The following is an 18,213-nucleotide window of genomic DNA, read 5'->3' as shown; positions in this document are numbered from 1 at the left end:
ACCGGCTTGGGAGCGGGCTCGCCAGCCCGCCTCCTCAAACTGGCCAATGTGAGCTTTACTGCCCGGCCTGGTTGTCACTGAGAATCAGCTTGCCATTCTTGTCCAGGGGGATGGTCGAGCCCGGCTCGCGGTCCATCTTCACCTGCCCCGCCTGGTCACCAATGGTGTACTTCACGTTATAACCAACGACCTTGTCGCTGATGTCATTGACCGTATTGCAGCGGGTTTGCGTCGTGGTGTAAGTGTCACGCTGCTGCATGCCTTCCTGCACCTTGTTACCGGCATAGCCACCACCGACCGCACCGGCCACGGTGGCGATCTTCTTGCCGGTACCACCACCAATCTGGTTACCCAGCAGGCCACCGGCCAGGGCACCCACGACGGTACCGGCGATCTGGTGCTGGTCCTTGACCGGCGCCTGACGCGTCACGGTGACGTCCTTGCAGACCTCACGCGGTGTCTTGACCTGCTGCTTGATCGGCTGCACATCGGTGACCTGGGCGTACTCCGGCCCTTTGTTCACCAAGCTGTAGGTCGCCACAGCACCTCCGGCAGTTACACCGACAGCACCCAGTACCGCACCCACCAGCATTGATTTATTCACCTGAACCTCCTGATCTTCCCTGCGGGACATAGCCCGCCTTCTCCCTGCCTTGGAGCAAAAAAAAAGGCGCGAGTTCAATACTCGCGCCTCTTGATTCGCCAAACGGCGTAGGAAAAGCCCTTACGGACGCTCGTCCACGCCTTCGGTCTTGGCTGGCGGAATCAGGTCTTCACTGTTCAGGTTCAGCCAGATCAGTACCACGTTGGCGATATAGATCGACGAGTAGGTACCGGCCATGACCCCGATGAACAGCGCCAGCGAGAAGCCGAACAGGTTGTCGCCACCGAAGAACAGCAGTGCGGCGATGGCCAGCAAGGTCGACACCGAGGTGGCGATGGTACGCAGCAGGGTCTGGGTGGTCGAGACGTTGATGTTCTCGATCAGCGACGCCTTGCGCATCACACGGAAGTTCTCACGCACCCGGTCGAATACGACAATGGTGTCGTTGAGCGAGTAACCGATGATCGCCAGCACCGCCGCCAATACCGTCAGGTCGAAGGTGATCTGGAAGAACGACAGGATACCCAGCGTCACCACCACGTCGTGGATCAGCGAGATGATCGCGCCCACGGCGAACTTCCACTGGAAGCGGAAGGCCAGGTAGATGAGGATGCCGCCCAGGGCCAGGAGCATGCCCATGCCACCCTGGTCACGCAGCTCTTCACCCACCTGCGGGCCTACGAACTCGACGCGCTTGAGCGTGGCCGGGTTGTCGCCGCCGGCTTTTTGCAGTGCCTCGGCTACCTTGCTGCCCAGTTGCGGGTCATCGCCCGGCATACGCACCAGCAGGTCGGTGGTTGCGCCAAAGCTCTGCACCACGGCCTCGTGGAAGCCGGAGTTGACCAGTTCGGCACGTACCGCCTTGAGGTCGGCCGGGCGCTCGTAGGTCAGCTCGATGAGCGTACCGCCGGTGAAGTCCAGGCCAAAGTTCAGGCCCTTCTGCCACCAGCTGAACAGCGCCAGGACGGTGAGGAGCACAGTGATGGCGAACGCGACATTGCGCACGCCCATGAAGTTGATGGTTTTCATCGCAGCTCCCTCAAACCCACAGCTTCTTGATGTCACGCCCGCCGCAGGTCAGGTTGACCATTGCGCGGGTCACCATGATGGCGGTGAACATCGAGGTGAAAATCCCGAGGGACATGGTGACCGCAAAGCCCTTGACCGGGCCGGTACCCATGGCGAACAGGATGCCGCCGACCAGCAGGCTGGTCAGGTTGGCGTCGATGATCGCGGTAAAGGCGCGGTTGAAACCTTCATGGATGGCGCGCTGCACCGACATGCCGGCTTTGAGCTCCTCACGGATACGCGAGAAGATCAGCACGTTGGCGTCTACCGCCATACCCATGGTCAACACGATACCCGCGATACCCGGCAGGGTCAGGGTCGCGCCCAGCAGCGACATCAGCGCCAGCAGCAAGACCATGTTGCCCGCCAGGGCGATGGTGGCGATCACGCCGAAGCCGCGGTAGATGGCGATGATGAACAGCGAGACGAACAGCATGCCCCACAGCGACGCATCAATACCCTTGGTGATGTTGTCCGCACCCAGGCTTGGGCCAATGGTACGTTCTTCAGCGAAATACATCGGCGCAGCCAGACCACCGGCACGCAACAGCAGGGCCAGCTCGGACGATTCGCCCTGGCCGTTCAGGCCGGTGATGCGGAACTGGCTACCCAGCGGCGACTGAATGGTCGCCAGGCTGATGATCTTCTTCTCTTCCTGGAAGCTCTGTACCGGCACTTCCTTCTCGACGCCGTCGACGGTCTGCTTGACGTAGCGGGTGACCGGCTTCTGCTCGATGAAGATCACCGCCATGCTGCGCCCGACGTTGCTGCGCGTGGCGCGGCTCATCAGCTCGCCGCCGTGGCCATCCAGGCGGATGTTCACTTGCGGGCGGCCGTGCTCGTCGAAGCTGGCCTGGGCGTCGGTAACCTGGTCACCGGTGATGATCAGGCCACGCTCGACCGGGGCGGAGCGGCCGCCCTCGCGGAACTCGAAGACCTCGGTGGTTGCCTTGGACGCGCCAGGTTCGGCACCGAAGCGGAACTCAAGGTTAGCGGTCTTGCCGAGGATACGCTTGGCTTCGGCAGTGTCCTGCACGCCTGGCAGCTCGACCACGATACGGTTGGCGCCCTGACGCTGAACCAGCGGCTCGGCCACGCCCAGCTCGTTGACGCGGTTGCGCACGGTGGTCAGGTTCTGCTTGATCGAGTATTCGCGGATCTCGGCGACTTTCGCCTGAGTCAGCGCCAGACGCAGCACGGCGAGGTCATTGCGCTCGGTGGCAGTCAGGTCGAAATCGGAGAAATTCTTGCGGATCAGGGCACGTGCCTGCTCGCGGGTTGCATCGTCAGCGAAGCCCAGCATGATGCCGCCATCCTGCTGAGGCAGGCTGCGGTAGCGGATGCGCTCTTTGCGCAGGAGGGTTTTGACCTCCCCTTCATACACCTTCATACGGGCGGTCATGGCCTTGTCCATGTCCACTTCCAGCAGGAAGTGCACACCACCGGACAGGTCCAGGCCCAGTTTCATCGGGCTTGCACCCAGGTTACGCAGCCATTGCGGAGTGGTCTGGGCCAGGTTCAGGGCCACGACGTAATCATCGCCCAGTGCCTTGCGCACTACATCCTTGGCTGGAAGCTGGTCTTCCTGGTTGGTCAGGCGAATCAGCGCACTGCCCTTTTCACCCAGGCTGGCGCCCTTGACGGTGATACCGGCATCGGTCAGCGCCTTGGAGACGCGATCGAGGTCGGCCTGGTTTACCTGCAGCGCCGAACTGGCACCACTGACTTGCACCGCCGGATCATCCGGGTAGAGGTTGGGAGCGGAATAAATAAAACCGATCGCCAGTACCAGCAGGATCAGTGCGTATTTCCACAGAGGGTATTTGTTCAGCATCACGCCGCCCGTTCAAGACGCGGGGCGCGTTGCGCGCCCCGACTGGAAAAATAAAACCGGTAACTCAGATAGCCTTGAGCGTACCTTTTGGCAGGGTCGCGGCGATGGCGCCCTTCTGGAACTTCAGCTCGACGGTGTCGGAAACTTCCAGCACCACGAAATCATCGGTGACCTTGACGATCTTGCCGGCGATGCCGCCGTTGGTGACAACTTCGTCACCTTTTTGCAAGTTGCCCAGCAGGTTCTTCTGCTCTTTGGCGCGCTTGGCCTGTGGACGCCAGATCATCAGGTAGAAGATGACCAGGAAGCCGACCAGGAAGATCCACTCGAAACCGGTACCGGCTGGGCCGGCGGCAGGTGCTGCTGCGTCCGCGTAAGCGGCGGGAATCAGAAAGCTCATGAGGCACTCCATTACTGAGTTTTAATATTTAAGTGCTGACAATCAGCCCAAAGGCGGCACAGGCAGCCCGCGTTTGGCGTAGAAGGCGTCGACAAAGGCGGCCAATTTACCCTGTTGAATAGCCTCGCGTAAACCGGCCATCAAGCGCTGGTAATGGCGCAAGTTGTGGATGGTATTCAGCATGCTGCTCAACATTTCGCCGCATTTGTCCAGGTGGTGGAGGTACGCGCGGGAGAAGTTGGTGCAGGTATAGCAATCGCAGGTCGGATCCAGCGGCGACTCATCGTGGCGATGGAACGCATTGCGGATCTTGATCACCCCGGTATCGACGAACAGATGGCCGTTGCGCGCATTACGCGTCGGCATCACGCAGTCGAACATGTCGACGCCGCGGCGCACACCCTCAACGAGATCTTCCGGTTTGCCTACCCCCATAAGGTAACGAGGTTTGTCAGCAGGCATCTGGTCCGGCAGGTAGTCCAGCACCTTGATCATCTCGTGCTTGGGCTCGCCCACCGACAGGCCGCCGATGGCCAGGCCGTCGAAGCCGATGTTTTCCAGGCCTTCCAGCGAGCGCATGCGCAGGTCCTGGTACATGCCGCCCTGGACGATGCCGAACAGCGCCGCTGTGTTGTCGGCGTGGGCGTTTTTCGAGCGCTGGGCCCAGCGCAGCGACAGCTCCATGGAGGTGCGTGCCACGTCGTGCTCGGCCGGGTAAGGGGTGCACTCGTCGAAGATCATCACCACGTCCGAGCCCAGGTCACGCTGGACCTGCATCGACTCTTCGGGGCCCATGAACACTTTGGAGCCGTCGACGGGCGAGGCGAAGGTCACGCCTTCCTCTTTGATCTTGCGCATGGCGCCCAGGCTAAACACCTGGAAGCCACCGGAGTCGGTAAGGATCGGGCCTTTCCACTGCATGAAGTCGTGCAGGCCGTTGTGCTTCTTGATCACCTCGGTGCCCGGGCGCAGCCACAGGTGGAAGGTGTTGCCCAGGATCATCTCGGCGCCGATGGCCTCGATGTCGCGCGGCAGCATGCCTTTGACCGTGCCGTAGGTGCCTACCGGCATGAACGCCGGGGTTTCCACGGTGCCTCGGGGGAAGGTAATGCGACCACGACGGGCCTTGCCGTCGGTGGCCAGCAGTTCGAAGGACATTCGACAGGTGCGACTCATGCTTGATCCTCGGGCCCGCGTGGCGCCGGATTGCGGGTGATGAACATGGCATCACCGTAACTGAAGAAGCGGTACCCCTGCTCGACCGCTGCCGCGTAGGCGGCCATGGTCTCGGGGTAGCCGGCGAAGGCCGAGACCAGCATCAGCAGCGTGGACTCCGGCAGGTGGAAGTTGGTGACCAGGGCATCGACCACATGGAATGGCCGGCCCGGGTAGATGAAGATGTCGGTATCGCCGCTGAAGGCCTTGAGCACGCCATCACGCGCCGCGCTTTCCAGCGAGCGCACGCTGGTGGTGCCCACGGCCACCACACGCCCGCCGCGGGCACGGCAGGCCTCAACCGCATCCACCACATCCTGGCTCACTTCGAGCCACTCTTTATGCATGTGATGGTCTTCGATCTTGTCGACCCGCACCGGCTGGAAGGTGCCCGCGCCGACGTGCAGTGTCACGAAGGCCCGCTCCACGCCCTTGGCGGCAATCTGCTCCAGCAGCGCCTGGTCGAAGTGCAGGCCGGCCGTGGGCGCTGCGACCGCTCCGGCACGCTCGGCGTAGACGGTCTGGTAACGCTCACGGTCGGCGCCCTCGTCGGGGCGGTCGATATAGGGCGGCAGCGGCATGTGCCCGACGCGTTCGAGCAGTGGCAGCACCTCTTCGGTGAAGCGCAGCTCGAACAGCGTTTCGTGGCGCGCGACCATTTCGGCCTCGCCACCGCCATCGATGAGAATCTGAGCACCCACCTTGGGCGCCTTGCTGGAGCGCACGTGGGCCAATACCCGGTGGCTGTCCAGCACGCGTTCGACCAGCACTTCCAGCTTGCCGCCGGAGGCTTTCTGGCCGAACAAGCGCGCCGGGATAACCCGGGTATTGTTGAATACCATCAGGTCGCCCGGGCGCAAATAGTCGAGCAGATCGGTGAATTGCTGATGTACCAAGGCGCCGCTCGGCCCATCGAGGACCAGCAGACGGCTACCATGGCGCTCGGCCAGAGGGTGGCGGGCGATCAGGGAATCGGGGAGTTCGAAGGAAAAATCGGCGACGCGCATGATGATGTTCGGTTCGGCAGGGCCGGGAAGTTTAGCCCAATGTGTGAAAATTGACCATGAAACCCGATTGACCGACCCGAGGCACCTCTCTATACTGCGCGCCACAAGCCCTGATGGCGGAATTGGTAGACGCGGCGGATTCAAAATCCGTTTTCGAAAGGAGTGGGAGTTCGAGTCTCCCTCGGGGCACCAAAATCCAGAAAAAACCGACCTTATGGTCGGTTTTTTTGTGCCTGGCGTTTAGCAATCCTCAAGCACCGTCGCGCGGCCCCTTGGCACAACTGCCCTCTGCCCCGGCTCAGCACCCTTCCCTACGCTGGCCCTTGCCTTCATCTCTCGTGCAAGGAGCCGCAAAATGAAAATGAACCCTGCAGGCGCCGATCACAGTGCAGGCCGGTGAGCCCGAGATCAGTGGCGCCTTCGAACTGGCCTATCAATTCGAACCGCGCGTGCAGGGCGACGACAGACCGCTGAGCCTTTCCAGCCTGGAATACGACCCCTTCAACAAGCGCCTGCTGGCCACCACCAGCCATGAGCAGGGTGACCAGATTGGTGGCTATTTGTGGGCATTGCCACTGCCACTGCTTAAACCGGACGGGTCGCGTACACCGCTACCGTTCCTCGGGCCCGACGGCTCGCCCTTTTGGTTCGATAACAAACCGGAAGGCGTTGTAGCGTTGAATGCCCGCCAGGTAATGGTGGTCCACGATGATGACCGGGTTCAGGTTGCCGAGTCTGCGCGCGGCAAGGCCAAGCAGGCCAACGAGTTCACCTATAGCGTGATCGAATTGGGCAATCCGTAGAAATGGCCAGCACACACCGGGACATCGAATGGCGCCTTGGATGATAGCGATGATCCAATCAACCCGAATGGGTAGTCGCTTTGACAGGTGCGGCTAGCAGGGTTTGCTGCCGATAGCTTCTGCAAAACGGAGCAAGTAACCATCCGGGTCGAGCAGCAGAAAATTGCGCTGACCAAACAGTAGTTCACCGCTGCGGTACCAGTGCTCTTCAACCGGGTTTCTGAGGGGATACCCGGCCGCCTCCAGTGCCGACACCAGCGCTGAAGCGTTCGGGCATTCGATGGACAGGTTGATACCACGCCCATAAGGCGGCTCAAGAGGCCCGACCCGCCAAGGCGATTCACTGTGCCAGTCCTGTTCCAACATAAGTTGGCTGCCGCCGAAAGAAAGAAAAGCGAAATGATCTTCTGGCCGCTCGTACTCGACCTTGAAGCCGAGTATGTCGCAGTAGAAGGCAAGGCTTCGTGTGAGGTCGGAAACAATGAGTTCGGGGACCAGGGGATTGAGCTTCAGCATGTTTGATTCCTTTCAGTTTTGATCTATGAATACGTGCGACCAATGCCCTGCGTACGCCTCGTCAACGTGGGCGTCCGGCCTCGATCCACGCTTGCACCTGGCTCATGCCCAGCCGATACCTGGCACAGTTATGCAGTGTCAGGGTATCCAGTTCAGCCTGCAACAAGGGCTCAAACTGCAGCTTCTCACTGTCCGACAAGCTCAATACAGCTCAATAGAGCTCAATGGAGCTCATCACCCTCATCGCGAGTGGTGAGTAACACGAAAATCGCGCCCTTGATCCCTCATCAAATTGACGCCGCGTGCCTGACGAGCGGGGCAGCAGCCATGCCTCGAATCTATTGGCTAGCCTCCTCCCCCCTACTTAAGATGTTACTCGTCGGATATATGCACAAAGTATTGCCAGAGTGATATCACTTGGCCATATTTGCGCTCCCATTTTTCCATGACTGTGTGACACATGAAAACAACCGTGCCCTGTCTGGCGGCAATGATGCTGCTCAGTGGGTGCAATGGAGTGCCAACGTCCTACGTCTCCGATCCCGTCTACAGCCAGGCTTTCGTGGTCACCTCAGGTGCGCCGTTGCCGATGTTGCTGATGGCCAGTGCCATCCAGTGGAACGAAGACTACGCAGTGACCGCAAAACACACACCCTTCCTGCGCAACGTGGTCCACGAGGGCCTCGGTGATGTCGTGTTCTTCAAGCACAAGGCGCGTGAGGTACCGCATTGGCGGCAATACGTGCCAGGTGAGTCGGTGACGGCCGTCGGCTTCAACAGCCTGATGATGCCCGTACAGGGCAAGGGCCATGCCATGCCATCACTGGTACGCCTCGAAGGCACCCCGGGCAGTGTCTTCTACTCGTTGCACGACGGCCCCATGGTCAAGGGCATGTCGGGCGGGCCGGTGTTCGCCGATGACGGCCAGGTGGTGGGTATCAATGTCGCGTTCATCCCCAAGAACGAGATCGACGTGCGCGCTCGCCCGGACCTCGCCGATAAAGAGCGCGTCAGCGTGTTCATGTCGTACAGCGAGATCGACAAGGAATGGCGGCGCTTCCAGTACCTGCTGGCACGCAAGGCCAAACCGCATGCGCCTGCCGCGATCAAGGGGTTTGTGGCGGTGGCCGCCAAACCTTGAGCGGCGGCCAGGCGCTCCCGACAGGCCCGCGCCCCATGCGCAGTGCTACGCTGTGAGCGCCAGCCACACGCCTGTAAAAGGACCTGCCATGCACCTCAGCCACCGCCCTGTACAGCCCAATGACATCCCCGCCATCTGCTGCTTCCCTCAAGGCCCGGACGAACTGTTCTACATGTTCCCCAAGGCCACCTACCCGCTCACGCCCGCGCAACTGACCGACGCCATCGCCCAGCGCAACGGGTCCACGGTGGTGGAAGGCGGCGGCATGGTGCTGGCCTTCGCCAACTTCTACAAAGCCGAGCACGGCGGTGTATGCGCCCTGGGCAACGTGGTCGTGGCCCCAGCGGCCCGCGGCCATGGTGTGGCCAGCTACCTGGTCAACGCCATGGTCGAGCTGGCCCGCAAGCAGTTTGCGGCACGGGAGGTTTGGGTGTCGTGCTTCAATCACAACACGGCGGGGTTGCTGCTTTATCCACAGATGGGCTTTGTGCCGTTCGGCATCGAGGCGCGCCAGGCGCCGGATGGGAAGCGGGTGGCGTTGGTGCAGATGAGGCAAATACTTGGGTAGCTCGACACTTCTGTTAACACCCTAAGAGAGACTACACCGAACCATAACCCTCACTCGGCGTCCGATCCTGCATCCCCCGCGTTCCGAGGTACCCCGTGTGAAAGAGATCATCGCCCGCAAGTACCGCCTGGTCGTGAAGACCATCGGTTACATCGGCTGGTCGCTGTTCTGGCTGCTGATCTGGGATGTGCTGGTCACCATCGACTTCATGCTGTTCTTCAACAGCAAGTTCACCCTGCCGCTGATTCCATTGACCTTGCTGGGTTCGGCGCTGGTGGTGCTGGTGAGCTTTCGCAACAGCAGTGCCTACAACCGCTGGTGGGAGGCGCGCACGTTGTGGGGTGCCCTGGTCAACAGTTCGCGCAGCTTTGCCCGGCAGACGCTGACCCTGATCGACGACCCGGACGATAGCCTGAACCCGGCCAAGGCCACCTTGCTGCGCCGCCATATCGCCTATGTGAACTGCCTGGCGGCGCACCTCAAAGGTGAGCGTTGCCCGGATGAACTGATGGCGTTCATCCCCCCAGCGGAGTTCGAACGGCGCAACCGCTCGAACAACTTCGCCAATGACATCCTCAGCGGCTCGGCGGCCCTGCTGGCGCGGGAGTACCAGGCCGGGCGCCTGGACAGCATCCGCCTGGCGAGGCTGGAGTCGACGCTGGTGGACCTGTCCAATGCTCAGGGCGGAATGGAGCGGATTGCCAACACACCGCTGCCCTACCCTTATGTGTATTTTCCGCGGCTGTTCATCACGCTGTTCTGCCTGATCGTGCCGGTGGGGCTGGTCGAGTCGCTGGGCTGGTTTACCCCGCTGGCCTCGACGGTGGTGGGGTTCATGCTGCTGGCCATCGAGCGCATCGGCACCGACCTGCAGAGCCCGTTCCGGTTAAGCGAGCACCAGATCCAGATGGATACCATCTGCGAGACGATCGAGCGCAACCTGGAGTCGATGCAACGGGAGGCGCAGCATGGGGAGCAGGTGACCTGACGGCTGTCGGGGCCTCTTTGCAGCCCCGATCAGGCGCGCACATAGCGCTGGCGCAGCACATCACTCAACGCATCCACCAGCAACACCAGCACCAGCATCGCCAGGATCACCGTGCTGGCCTGCGCCTCCTGGAACAGGCTCAAGGTGGTATAGAGCATCTGCCCCAAGCCACCCGCCCCAACAAACCCCAGCACGCTGGCCATGCGGATGTTGTTCTCCCAGCGGTACAGGCTGTAGGCCAACAACTGCGGCCACAGGTTGGGCAAAGTGCCAAAGCAGAACGCCGCAACCTGGCTGCCACCCTGCAAACGAATGGCGGCCGCAGGCTCGGCCGGCGCGTTCTCCAGGGCCTCGGCAAACAACCGGCCCAGCACCCCGGCGGTGTGCAACGCCAGGGCCAGGGTGCCGGCATTCGGGCCAAGCCCTGCTGCCAGCACGGTGAGCGCCGCCCAGACCAGCTCGGGGATGGCCCGCAAGGCATTGAGCAGCACCCGCGCCGCAGCCTGCAGCGGCCAGCCGAACCGGCCCGCCGCCGGCAACGCCAGCAGCATCCCCAGCACCACCGCCAGCAAGGTACCCAGGCCAGACATGGCCAAGGTCTCCAAGGCGCCACGCCCCACCGCGCGCAAATGCTCGGCGGACAGGTCTGGCTGCAGGAAGCGCCGCGCATATTCGGCCATCTGCCCCAACCCGCCGTCACCTACCAGCGCCTGGAGGTCCAGCTCCAGGTAAGCGAACGAGGCCACCACCGCTGCCACAAGCGCGCCGAGCACCAGCAGGTTGATCACCCGGTTCATGCCAGCCTCGCCCGCAGGAAGCGGCTGAGCATGTCAGCAAAAGACACCAGCAACAGGAATGTCAGCAGCATGCTCGCCACTTGCGCACCGGCAAACATGCGCATCGACAGGTCGATCTGCTGCCCCAGGCCGCCGGCACCGACAAAGCCCATCACCACCGAAGCCCGCACCGCGCACTCCCAGCGGTAGACGGTGTAGGACACCACCTCCGACCCGGCATTGGGCAAGATGCCGTAGAAGAAAGCCATCAGCCGGCCACTGCCCGCCTGCAACAGCGCATGGGCCGGGCGCTGGTCGACCGACTCGAAGATTTCCGCATAGACCTTGCCGAGCATGCCGCTGTAGGTAATGGCGATGGCCAGCACACCGGCCGTTGGCCCAAGCCCTACGGCACGCACGAACAGCAAGGCCCAGACGATTTCCGGCACGCTACGCAGAAAGATCAGTAGCCCGCGCACCGGCATGCGCAGCACCCGCGACAACAGCCCGGCCCGGCCGCCGCGCGAGGCCGCCCGCAACGACAAGGCGCGGCTGGCCAGCAGGCTGGCCGGCACCGCCAGCAGCAGCGCCAGGGCCATGCCGGCCGTGGCCACGGCAAGGGTCTGCAGCGTGGCCTCGAACAGCAGCAGCAAAAACTCGGCATCATGCGCCGGTGGCCAGAACGCCTGGGTGAAACTGGCGATCTGCTGACGGTTCTCGGCCTGCCACAGCACACCCGGGTTCAGCTCGCTCAACTGCACACCCGGCCATAACACCGCCAAGGCCAGCAGGGTCAACAGCAACCGTGGCAGCGCCGCTGGGTCGCGGGTATCGGCCTTCAGCATCGCGGGATCTGTACCGTCAGCGCAGGCGTAGGCCCCGGCGTAGGCGGCGGCGCCAATTGTTCGTTGGCGTAGAGTGCCGCCAGCATCTGCGGGCTGACGGCTGCGGCGGGGCTGTCGAACACCACCTGCCCCTCACGGATACCGATCACCCGCGGGAAGTGCGCCAATGCCAGTTCTACCGCGTGCAGGCTGGCCACCAGCGTGACGCCGTTGGCCTGGGCGTGACGGTTGAGCAATGCCAGGCTGTGGTCGGCCAGCACCGGGTCCATCGCCGACACAGGCTCGTCGGTCAGCAGCAGTGCCGGCCGCTGATACAACACCCGGGCGATGCCCACCCGTTGCAACTGGCCGCCAGACAGCTGCCCGCACTGCACGAAAAGCTTGTCGGCCAGCCCCAACTCTGCCAACGCCTGGCGCACGCCCGCTACATCGGTCGGGTACAACAGGTTGAGCAAGCCACGCAAGGTGCCCCACTGCCCCAGCCGCCCCGCCAGCACCGCCGTGACCACCCGTTGGCGCGGCGGCAAGGGCGGCGCCTGGTGCACCAAGCCAACCCGCGCCCGCAACCGCTGACGCGCCCTGCCAGACAGCGCCCAGGGCAGTTCACCGAACAGCTCCAACCGCCCGTCACTGGGCTGGATAGCGGTGGCCATCAGGTGCAGCAAGCTGGACTTGCCCGCCCCTGACGGGCCGATGATCGCAACCCGCTCGCCCTGCTCGATGCTCAGGCTCACCGCTTCAAGCGCACGCACCTGGCCGTGGCGCAGGCTGGCACCGTGCAAACGAATAGCCGTCACTTGAGCAGGCCGGCCTCACGCGCGGCTTGTTCGGTACCCAGGTAGTTCTCAGGTTTGGTCTCGATGAAACGGCTGGCGGCCTGCAAGTCGAGAATCGCCTTGTGCTCGGGGTTGGCCGGGTCGAGGTCGAGGAATGCCTTTTTGATTTTCGCTTTGAGTGCCGGGTCCATGTTGCCGCGTACGGTCCAGTTGTAGTCGAAATAGGTGGGCGTGGTGGCGAACACCTTGACCTTGCTGGTATCGACCTTGCCGGCATCCACCAGCTTCTGCCAGACACTGGCATTGAGCACCCCAGCATCGACCTTGCCCGCCTGCACCCAGGCTGCGGTGGCGTCGTGGGCACCGGAGTAAGCCACACGGCTGAAGTAGTCCTCAGGCTTTATCTTGTCGTCTTTGAGCATGAAGTAACGCGGCATCAGGCTGCCCGAGGTGGACGATATCGACCCGAACGCGAACGACTTGCCCTTGAGGTCGGCCAGGCGCTTCACATTGGGGTTGGCGGTGATGAACTTGGACGTGAACTGCGCGTCCTGCTCACGCTGCACCAACGGCGTGGCATTGGGGTCTTTGAGGTGCACCTGGACAAAGGTGAAGCCGCCCAGCCAAGCCAGGTCGAGGCGGTCCGAGGCCAGCGACTCGACCACCGCCGGGTAGTCGGAGACTGGCACGAACTTCACCTCCATGCCCAACGTACGGGCCAGGTACTCCCCCAACGGCTTGAACTTGCGTTGCAGTTCAGTGGGTGCTTCGTCGGGGATGGCACTGACCCGCAGCGTTTCTGCGGCCTGGGCGACAACGGCACAGCAGGACAACACGAGGCCGGCGACGAGCGCCAGAGGGGGTTTGAGCATGGGCATTCTCCGGGACAGTGGCGGGGTAATGGGCGGCTGCCACGCCGTCCGTGCAAAGTATAAGGGGCCACGGCGCAATGACCAGCTTTGCTACAATCGCGCAACAATTTGATCTGCTGAGGAACGTATGAGCGAGCCAATCCGCCTGACCCAGTACAGCCACGGTGCCGGTTGTGGCTGCAAGATCTCCCCCAAGGTGCTGGACGTGATCCTGGCCGAAAGCGGCGCCCAGGCCCTGGACCCCAAGCTCTGGGTTGGCAATGCTTCACGCGATGATGCCGCCGTGTATGCCCTGGACGAGGAACGCGGCGTGGTCTCGACCACCGACTTCTTCATGCCGATCGTCGATGACCCCTACGACTTCGGCCGTATCGCCGCCACCAACGCCATCAGCGACATCTACGCCATGGGCGGCGACCCGTTGATGGCCATCGCCATCCTCGGCTGGCCGGTCAACGTACTGCCGCCGGAGGTCGCCCGCGAAGTGATTCGCGGCGGGCGTGCGGTGTGTGCCGAAGCCGGCATCCCGCTGGCAGGCGGCCACTCCATCGATGCCCCGGAGCCGATCTTCGGCCTGGCCGTCACCGGCGTGGTCAGCAAGCGCCACCTCAAGCGCAACGACACCGCCACTGCAGGCTGCCAGCTGTACCTGACCAAGCCGCTGGGCATCGGCATCCTCACCACCGCCGAGAAACAGGCCAAGTTGCGTGAACAGGACCAGGGCCTGGCACGCGACTGGATGTGTACCCTCAACACCCCCGGCAGCCGCTTCGGCAAGCTCGACGGTGTCATGGCGATGACCGACGTCACCGGCTTCGGCCTCCTGGGCCACCTGGTAGAACTGGCTGAAGGCAGCCGCCTCACCGCCCAGCTGAACTTCGCTGCAGTCCCCCGCCTGCCGAGCGTCGAGCATTACCTGGCCGAGGGCTGCATCCCAGGCGGCACGCTGCGCAACTACGACAGCTATGGCCACAAGATCGGCGCCTTGAGCGATGAGCAAAAGCACCTGCTGTGCGACCCGCAGACCAGCGGTGGCCTGCTGGTGGCGGTCAGCCCTGAGGGTGAAGCGCAGTTTCTGGCTGTGGCCGCCGAACTGGGCCTGGCACTGGCCCCCATCGGCACCCTGGTCGAGCGACAGGGCCATGCAGTCGAGGTGCTTTGATGCGCCCCGACTGCACCGACTACCGCCAGCTGTTCTTGAACGACGTGCCGATGATGGACATGCGCGCGCCCGTCGAATTCGCCAAAGGTGCCTTCCCGGGTGTCGTCAACCTGCCGCTGATGAACGATCTGGAGCGGCAGAAGGTCGGCACCTGTTTCAAGCTGCAGGGCCAGGCCGCCGCCATCACCCTCGGCCACCAACTGGTCAGAGGCACGACCAAGCGTGAGCGCCTGCACGCCTGGGCCAGCTTTGCCCGGGCCCACCCTGACGGCTATCTGTATTGCGCGCGCGGTGGCCTGCGCTCGCAGATTGTCCAGCAGTGGCTGCGTGATGAAGCGGGTATCGACTACCCCCGCGTCAAGGGCGGCTACAAGGCCATGCGCACCTTCCTCCTCGATACCACCCAGGACGCCGTGGAGCACTGCGATTTCGTCCTGCTGGGTGGCCTTACCGGCACCGGCAAGACCGATGTGTTGCAGCAACTGAGCAACGTGCTCGACCTTGAAGGCCACGCCAACCACCGCGGTTCCAGCTTCGGCAAACGCGCCACGGCGCAACCTGCGCAGATCGACTTCGAAAATAAGCTGGCCGTCGATGTGCTGAAAAAGCGCGCACGCGGCATCGAGCAGTTCGTGCTCGAAGATGAAGGCCGTATCGTCGGCAGTTGCACGGTGCCGCTGGCGTTGTACCAAGGCATGCAGCAGTACCCGTTGGTGTGGCTGGAGGACAGCTTCGAGAACCGTGTCGAACGTATCCTGCGCGACTACGTGGTCAACCTGAGCGCCGAATTCGTCGCGCTGCACGGCGAAGAGCTGGGGCGGCGGCTGTTCGCCGAGCGCATGCTGCAGAGCCTGGCCAATATCCACAAGCGCCTGGGCGGTGAGCGATTCCAGCGGTTGTCGGCGGTCATGCGTGAAGCGCTGGACGAGCAACTGCGCTGTGGCTCGGTGGATTTGCACAGGGGTTGGATCGAAGGGTTGCTGACGGAGTATTACGACCCGATGTATGCCTATCAGCGCGATGCCAAGGCCGAGCGTATCGAGTTTGCCGGGGACGCTGTAGAGGTGCGCGAATACCTCAAGGCCCGCTCGTCGTAGGAGCGGCCTTGCGTCGCGAAAGGGCTGCGTAGCGGCCCCAGATTTCAGCTTCGCCGCGAATATTTTGGGGCCGCTACGCGACCCTTTCGCGACGCAAGGCCGCTCCTACACGGGCCCCAACACCCGCTCCAGCTCCGCCGCCCGGTCACGGGTCATGTCCATCACGCACGTGCCGCCTTCCAGCTGTGCCATGGTTCCGCCACTGGCCTGCACATGGAACATACAGTTGCCATCACGGTAAGCCATCCACTTGCGCTGTACATCCCGAAGGGTCTTCTGCTGCCCGGCATCCAGCTTGCCCATCAGTTGCTTGTACACCCGGTTCAGGCGCTGGTCCTGCACGTGGGTCTCGGCGTTGATGCACTCGCTCATGGCCAGGGTGCTTGAAGCCTTGTCCATGCACTGCCCATAGGCCGGCGTATAGTCGTCCGCCACAGCCAGCGGCAGCACGCAGGCCAATGCCAGGCCTGCCAGGTAATGCTTGATCATGCAAACCCTCCTTGTGAGTATCAAAATGACTGCGGTTGCTCCGGCGGCATCAGCACCTTGCCCGGCTCGAAACGCAACGACGGCATCTGCGTGGCGGCATACAACGCCACCCCCAGCGCAGCAATCAAGGCCACATCAAGCCAGCGCCAGCCAGGCATGTCGGCTGCGCTGCGGGCCTTCCAGCAATGCCAGGCCTGGCCCGCGCAAAACACTAAGATCGCCGCAAGCCACAGATAAAAGCCCGCACCAAAGCCGGTGCGTGCATTGAAGTCGTAGCTCTGGCTGTCTGGCAGGCGGTCGATGCCAAAGCTGCTGGCGGCCAGATACAGCGCGGCCAGCCCGCACCCCAACGCCATCCGACGGAACCGCTGGTGGGCAAGAATTGCCACCGCCAACAACGGGTTGGCAAACCACTGGTACAACCCGAACGGCATGCCCCAGGGCCCATACAGCAAAATCTGCAAGGCCGGCATGTGGCGGCCGCCACTCATCAGCGCGCCATCGAAAAAAAGCGCGAGCAAGTACAAAAGCAGGCTGATGCTCAGGTAGAAAACGGGCAAGGGGCACACCTGGGGGAAAACGGGACAGGCTGCGACCATAACCCAGGCCCTGCCCCGCTTCCAGATCTAAGTAGGTGCCGCGAAAGGCCAACTACGGTGGTGTGATACTCGGCGAACATTGATGCTCGCTACAACATCAAGCAACAGGTGGCTCCAACAGCAAACCGTAGATACCCGAGTCGGACAGCTCGCCGGCCACGCACCAACGCGCCCGCAAGGTGCCTTCGAGCACGAAGCCTTGACGCTCCAGCGTGCGTGCCGAGCCCTGGTTGCGCGGGTCGATTTCGCCCTCAAGGCGGCGCATGTGCAGGGTATGGGCAAGGTAGTCGATGAAGCAGGTCAATGCCTCGTCCATGTAGCCCCTGCCCTGTACGGCGCTGGCCAGGCAGTAGCCGATTTCGCCACGGCGGGAAACGTCGTCGATATTGAACAGTTGGACCATGCCGATCAGTTCGCCGTTGTCACGGCGGTACATGCCTAGCTTGAGCTGGTCGCCATTGGCATAGGCTTCGCGGTCAGCGGCCAGTGCGCTTTCGGCCTCGGCAAGGTCTTGCCAGGGTGCATGATGCCAATAACGCATGACCTCGGGGTCGGCCATGATCGCCAGCCATTGCGCGGCATCGCCATGGCGCATCGGGCGCAATTGCAGGCGGGGGCTGTCGAGGCAGAGGTCACTGGGGAAACTGCGGGGTGGGGTCACGCCGGATCTCCTGTCCATTGCTGGGGAGATGACAGTTTAACGTCAAGCGGGGCGGCTGGGGGATGCCTTGGGTTTTTATAGTGTTTTGGGGATCATTTGGGGGTCTTGCGGTGGGGCGCAAATCGAGCGCCGCCCGCGCCGCGCGGGCGGCGCTCGATCTCAAGAGCGCTGCAGCCCTTGCGTCATGCACCTTTCAGCCATTACTCGCGCCCCGACAGGCCATTCAGGATGACCCTCTCGCGGGTACAGGCCACTCAGTAACCTCAAGCTACCTCAGCCCCGTCATCCGGCCAATGTGGCTCGTTAGCCCCTGGCGGGGTCAGCGGCGGTAGCCCATAGGCCGCGCGAGCATCGTCGCAGCTGGGGTTATGCAACCCACCCTCCCACGACGCTTCAAACTCTCGGCAAGGGCTCGAGCGGTTGGCGTAAATGGTACACGCCACCTCTTTGCCAATCTCGCCCGCAAGGCTCACGCAGCGGCAAGGCTTGGCATCGGTGCCGATCATGGCGACCCGGGTGGGGTTGATCTGCACCACCAGGTCGTCAGGCACAACGCCCCCGGCAGACTGGCATTCGCCCCAGAAGAAGGACACACGGAAGTACCCGCAGCAGGCGCCGCAGTCAAGGCAAGGGTTATATTCGGACATGAGGCCACGGAGGGAAGGTTGTTGTTATCGGGGCTGGGCCCGCAGCGCCATTTTCAATCCAACCGGGGCCGGCTGGATAGAGGGGCAATGCAAAAAAAATCGCCGCTGATCCGGGAAGCCCGAAGCCCGAAAAACAGGCGGCCAG

Annotated in this window: 21 protein-coding genes and 1 tRNA gene; 7 read left to right on the top strand and 15 right to left on the bottom strand. The window is 62.8% G+C overall.

The window, feature by feature from the left end; all coding sequences use genetic code 11:
* Nucleotides 1-55: 55 nt before the first annotated feature.
* The 6 genes from LJX93_RS04245 to queA all read right to left on the bottom strand — a co-directional run bounded on the left by LJX93_RS04245 (nt 56) and on the right by queA (nt 6,128).
* Nucleotides 56-604 carry a glycine zipper 2TM domain-containing protein gene (locus LJX93_RS04245; protein WP_033701198.1) on the bottom strand — a complete coding sequence of 183 codons (549 nt, stop codon included), beginning with the start codon at nt 602-604 and terminating at the stop codon, nt 56-58.
* Nucleotides 605-724: 120 nt separating this feature from the next.
* Nucleotides 725-1,633: a protein translocase subunit SecF gene (gene secF, locus LJX93_RS04240; protein WP_047583875.1), complete on the bottom strand. Its 909-nt coding sequence runs from the start codon at nt 1,631-1,633 to the stop codon at nt 725-727.
* 10 nt (nt 1,634-1,643) lie between these two features.
* Entirely contained in the window at nt 1,644-3,506 is a 1,863-nt protein-coding gene (gene secD / locus LJX93_RS04235) for a protein translocase subunit SecD (RefSeq protein ID WP_033701200.1), read from the bottom strand.
* Nucleotides 3,507-3,570: 64 nt separating this feature from the next.
* Complete coding sequence (yajC, locus tag LJX93_RS04230) at nt 3,571-3,906, bottom strand: preprotein translocase subunit YajC (RefSeq protein ID WP_027595530.1); 336 nt, start codon at nt 3,904-3,906, stop codon at nt 3,571-3,573.
* A gap of 42 nt (nt 3,907-3,948) precedes the next feature.
* On the bottom strand, nt 3,949-5,064 hold the full coding sequence (tgt, locus tag LJX93_RS04225; RefSeq protein WP_077068621.1) for a tRNA guanosine(34) transglycosylase Tgt: 1,116 nt from the start codon (nt 5,062-5,064) through the stop codon (nt 3,949-3,951).
* 14 nt (nt 5,065-5,078) lie between these two features.
* Nucleotides 5,079-6,128: a tRNA preQ1(34) S-adenosylmethionine ribosyltransferase-isomerase QueA gene (gene queA, locus LJX93_RS04220; protein ID WP_033701201.1), complete on the bottom strand. Its 1,050-nt coding sequence runs from the start codon at nt 6,126-6,128 to the stop codon at nt 5,079-5,081.
* A 107-nt stretch (nt 6,129-6,235) separates the two neighbouring features.
* Between queA and LJX93_RS04215 the strand changes: the two genes are divergently transcribed.
* Together LJX93_RS04215 and LJX93_RS04210 are read left to right on the top strand one after the other, a co-directional pair.
* Nucleotides 6,236-6,320, top strand: a tRNA-Leu gene (locus tag LJX93_RS04215).
* A gap of 194 nt (nt 6,321-6,514) precedes the next feature.
* Complete coding sequence (locus LJX93_RS04210) at nt 6,515-6,931, top strand: hypothetical protein (RefSeq protein ID WP_227696778.1); 417 nt, start codon at nt 6,515-6,517, stop codon at nt 6,929-6,931.
* Nucleotides 6,932-7,024: 93 nt separating this feature from the next.
* On the opposite strand, the gene LJX93_RS04205 is transcribed toward LJX93_RS04210, so the two are convergent.
* Nucleotides 7,025-7,447 (bottom strand): bleomycin resistance protein, encoded by a 423-nt coding sequence (locus tag LJX93_RS04205; protein ID WP_033701203.1) that lies wholly within the window; start codon nt 7,445-7,447, stop codon nt 7,025-7,027.
* Between the two features lie 493 nt (nt 7,448-7,940).
* Between LJX93_RS04205 and LJX93_RS04200 the strand changes: the two genes are divergently transcribed.
* The 3 genes from LJX93_RS04200 (at nt 7,941) to LJX93_RS04190 (ending at nt 10,144) form a co-directional block, all read left to right on the top strand.
* Nucleotides 7,941-8,588, top strand: a complete 648-nt coding sequence (locus tag LJX93_RS04200; protein ID WP_095064153.1) for a trypsin-like peptidase domain-containing protein — start codon at nt 7,941-7,943, stop codon at nt 8,586-8,588.
* An 88-nt stretch (nt 8,589-8,676) separates the two neighbouring features.
* Nucleotides 8,677-9,156: a GNAT family N-acetyltransferase gene (locus LJX93_RS04195; protein ID WP_033701206.1), complete on the top strand. Its 480-nt coding sequence runs from the start codon at nt 8,677-8,679 to the stop codon at nt 9,154-9,156.
* A 97-nt stretch (nt 9,157-9,253) separates the two neighbouring features.
* Nucleotides 9,254-10,144, top strand: coding sequence for a bestrophin family protein (locus LJX93_RS04190; protein ID WP_227696777.1), 891 nt, complete (start codon nt 9,254-9,256; stop codon nt 10,142-10,144).
* 29 nt (nt 10,145-10,173) lie between these two features.
* Here the strand turns inward: LJX93_RS04190 and phnE are convergent, their stop codons facing one another.
* Genes phnE through LJX93_RS04170 form a run of 4 tightly spaced genes read right to left on the bottom strand, consistent with a single transcriptional unit; the run spans nt 10,174 to nt 13,413 of the window.
* Nucleotides 10,174-10,941 carry a phosphonate ABC transporter, permease protein PhnE gene (gene phnE, locus LJX93_RS04185; protein ID WP_186662904.1) on the bottom strand — a complete coding sequence of 256 codons (768 nt, stop codon included), beginning with the start codon at nt 10,939-10,941 and terminating at the stop codon, nt 10,174-10,176.
* Nucleotides 10,938-11,765: a PhnE/PtxC family ABC transporter permease gene (locus LJX93_RS04180; protein WP_227696776.1), complete on the bottom strand. Its 828-nt coding sequence runs from the start codon at nt 11,763-11,765 to the stop codon at nt 10,938-10,940. Before LJX93_RS04180 ends, phnE begins: the two co-directional genes overlap by 4 nt.
* Complete coding sequence (locus tag LJX93_RS04175) at nt 11,759-12,562, bottom strand: phosphonate ABC transporter ATP-binding protein (RefSeq protein ID WP_033701210.1); 804 nt, start codon at nt 12,560-12,562, stop codon at nt 11,759-11,761. The genes LJX93_RS04180 and LJX93_RS04175 overlap by 7 nt, the downstream gene beginning before the upstream one ends.
* Complete coding sequence (locus LJX93_RS04170) at nt 12,559-13,413, bottom strand: putative selenate ABC transporter substrate-binding protein (protein ID WP_227696775.1); 855 nt, start codon at nt 13,411-13,413, stop codon at nt 12,559-12,561. The genes LJX93_RS04175 and LJX93_RS04170 overlap by 4 nt, the downstream gene beginning before the upstream one ends.
* A gap of 127 nt (nt 13,414-13,540) precedes the next feature.
* On the opposite strand from LJX93_RS04170, the gene selD reads away from it, so the two are divergent.
* Together selD and mnmH are read left to right on the top strand one after the other, a co-directional pair.
* The gene (selD, locus tag LJX93_RS04165; RefSeq protein ID WP_047583872.1) at nt 13,541-14,575 is read left to right on the top strand and encodes a selenide, water dikinase SelD; all 1,035 of its coding nucleotides are present in this window, start codon (nt 13,541-13,543) and stop codon (nt 14,573-14,575) included.
* On the top strand, nt 14,575-15,672 hold the full coding sequence (gene mnmH, locus LJX93_RS04160) for a tRNA 2-selenouridine(34) synthase MnmH (protein ID WP_033701214.1): 1,098 nt from the start codon (nt 14,575-14,577) through the stop codon (nt 15,670-15,672). Before selD ends, mnmH begins: the two co-directional genes overlap by 1 nt.
* A 105-nt stretch (nt 15,673-15,777) precedes the next feature.
* Here mnmH and LJX93_RS04155 read toward each other — a convergent pair whose 3' ends face one another.
* The 4 genes from LJX93_RS04155 to LJX93_RS04140 form a co-directional block, all read right to left on the bottom strand.
* The gene (locus LJX93_RS04155; RefSeq protein WP_033701215.1) at nt 15,778-16,161 is read right to left on the bottom strand and encodes a lysozyme inhibitor LprI family protein; all 384 of its coding nucleotides are present in this window, start codon (nt 16,159-16,161) and stop codon (nt 15,778-15,780) included.
* A 20-nt stretch (nt 16,162-16,181) separates the two neighbouring features.
* Complete coding sequence (locus tag LJX93_RS04150) at nt 16,182-16,721, bottom strand: hypothetical protein (protein ID WP_227696774.1); 540 nt, start codon at nt 16,719-16,721, stop codon at nt 16,182-16,184.
* 136 nt (nt 16,722-16,857) lie between these two features.
* Nucleotides 16,858-17,421, bottom strand: a complete 564-nt coding sequence (locus LJX93_RS04145) for a GNAT family N-acetyltransferase (protein ID WP_027595514.1) — start codon at nt 17,419-17,421, stop codon at nt 16,858-16,860.
* Between the two features lie 263 nt (nt 17,422-17,684).
* Nucleotides 17,685-18,068, bottom strand: coding sequence for a YkgJ family cysteine cluster protein (locus LJX93_RS04140; RefSeq protein ID WP_095064032.1), 384 nt, complete (start codon nt 18,066-18,068; stop codon nt 17,685-17,687).
* Nucleotides 18,069-18,213 lie beyond the last annotated feature (145 nt).

Source organism: Pseudomonas sp. HN2-3, assembly GCF_020691745.1.
Lineage (GTDB): Bacteria > Pseudomonadota > Gammaproteobacteria > Pseudomonadales > Pseudomonadaceae > Aquipseudomonas > Aquipseudomonas capeferrum.
The sequence above is the reverse complement of the archived record's forward strand: the minus strand, read 5'-3'. Positions and strand labels throughout refer to the sequence as shown.

Coding starts and splice junctions, on each gene's coding strand:
- secF (WP_047583875.1), bottom strand. CDS start 1,633: ATGAAAACCATCAACTTCATGGGCGTGCGCAATGTCGCGTTCGCCATC.
- secD (WP_033701200.1), bottom strand. CDS start 3,506: ATGCTGAACAAATACCCTCTGTGGAAATACGCACTGATCCTGCTGGTA.
- yajC (WP_027595530.1), bottom strand. CDS start 3,906: ATGAGCTTTCTGATTCCCGCCGCTTACGCGGACGCAGCAGCACCTGCC.
- tgt (WP_077068621.1), bottom strand. CDS start 5,064: ATGTCCTTCGAACTGCTGGCCACCGACGGCAAGGCCCGTCGTGGTCGC.
- queA (WP_033701201.1), bottom strand. CDS start 6,128: ATGCGCGTCGCCGATTTTTCCTTCGAACTCCCCGATTCCCTGATCGCC.
- LJX93_RS04205 (WP_033701203.1), bottom strand. CDS start 7,447: ATGCTGAAGCTCAATCCCCTGGTCCCCGAACTCATTGTTTCCGACCTC.
- LJX93_RS04200 (WP_095064153.1), top strand. CDS start 7,941: ATGCTGCTCAGTGGGTGCAATGGAGTGCCAACGTCCTACGTCTCCGAT.
- LJX93_RS04195 (WP_033701206.1), top strand. CDS start 8,677: ATGCACCTCAGCCACCGCCCTGTACAGCCCAATGACATCCCCGCCATC.
- phnE (WP_186662904.1), bottom strand. CDS start 10,941: ATGAACCGGGTGATCAACCTGCTGGTGCTCGGCGCGCTTGTGGCAGCG.
- LJX93_RS04180 (WP_227696776.1), bottom strand. CDS start 11,765: ATGCTGAAGGCCGATACCCGCGACCCAGCGGCGCTGCCACGGTTGCTG.
- LJX93_RS04170 (WP_227696775.1), bottom strand. CDS start 13,413: ATGCTCAAACCCCCTCTGGCGCTCGTCGCCGGCCTCGTGTTGTCCTGC.
- selD (WP_047583872.1), top strand. CDS start 13,541: ATGAGCGAGCCAATCCGCCTGACCCAGTACAGCCACGGTGCCGGTTGT.
- mnmH (WP_033701214.1), top strand. CDS start 14,575: ATGCGCCCCGACTGCACCGACTACCGCCAGCTGTTCTTGAACGACGTG.
- LJX93_RS04155 (WP_033701215.1), bottom strand. CDS start 16,161: ATGATCAAGCATTACCTGGCAGGCCTGGCATTGGCCTGCGTGCTGCCG.
- LJX93_RS04140 (WP_095064032.1), bottom strand. CDS start 18,068: ATGTCCGAATATAACCCTTGCCTTGACTGCGGCGCCTGCTGCGGGTAC.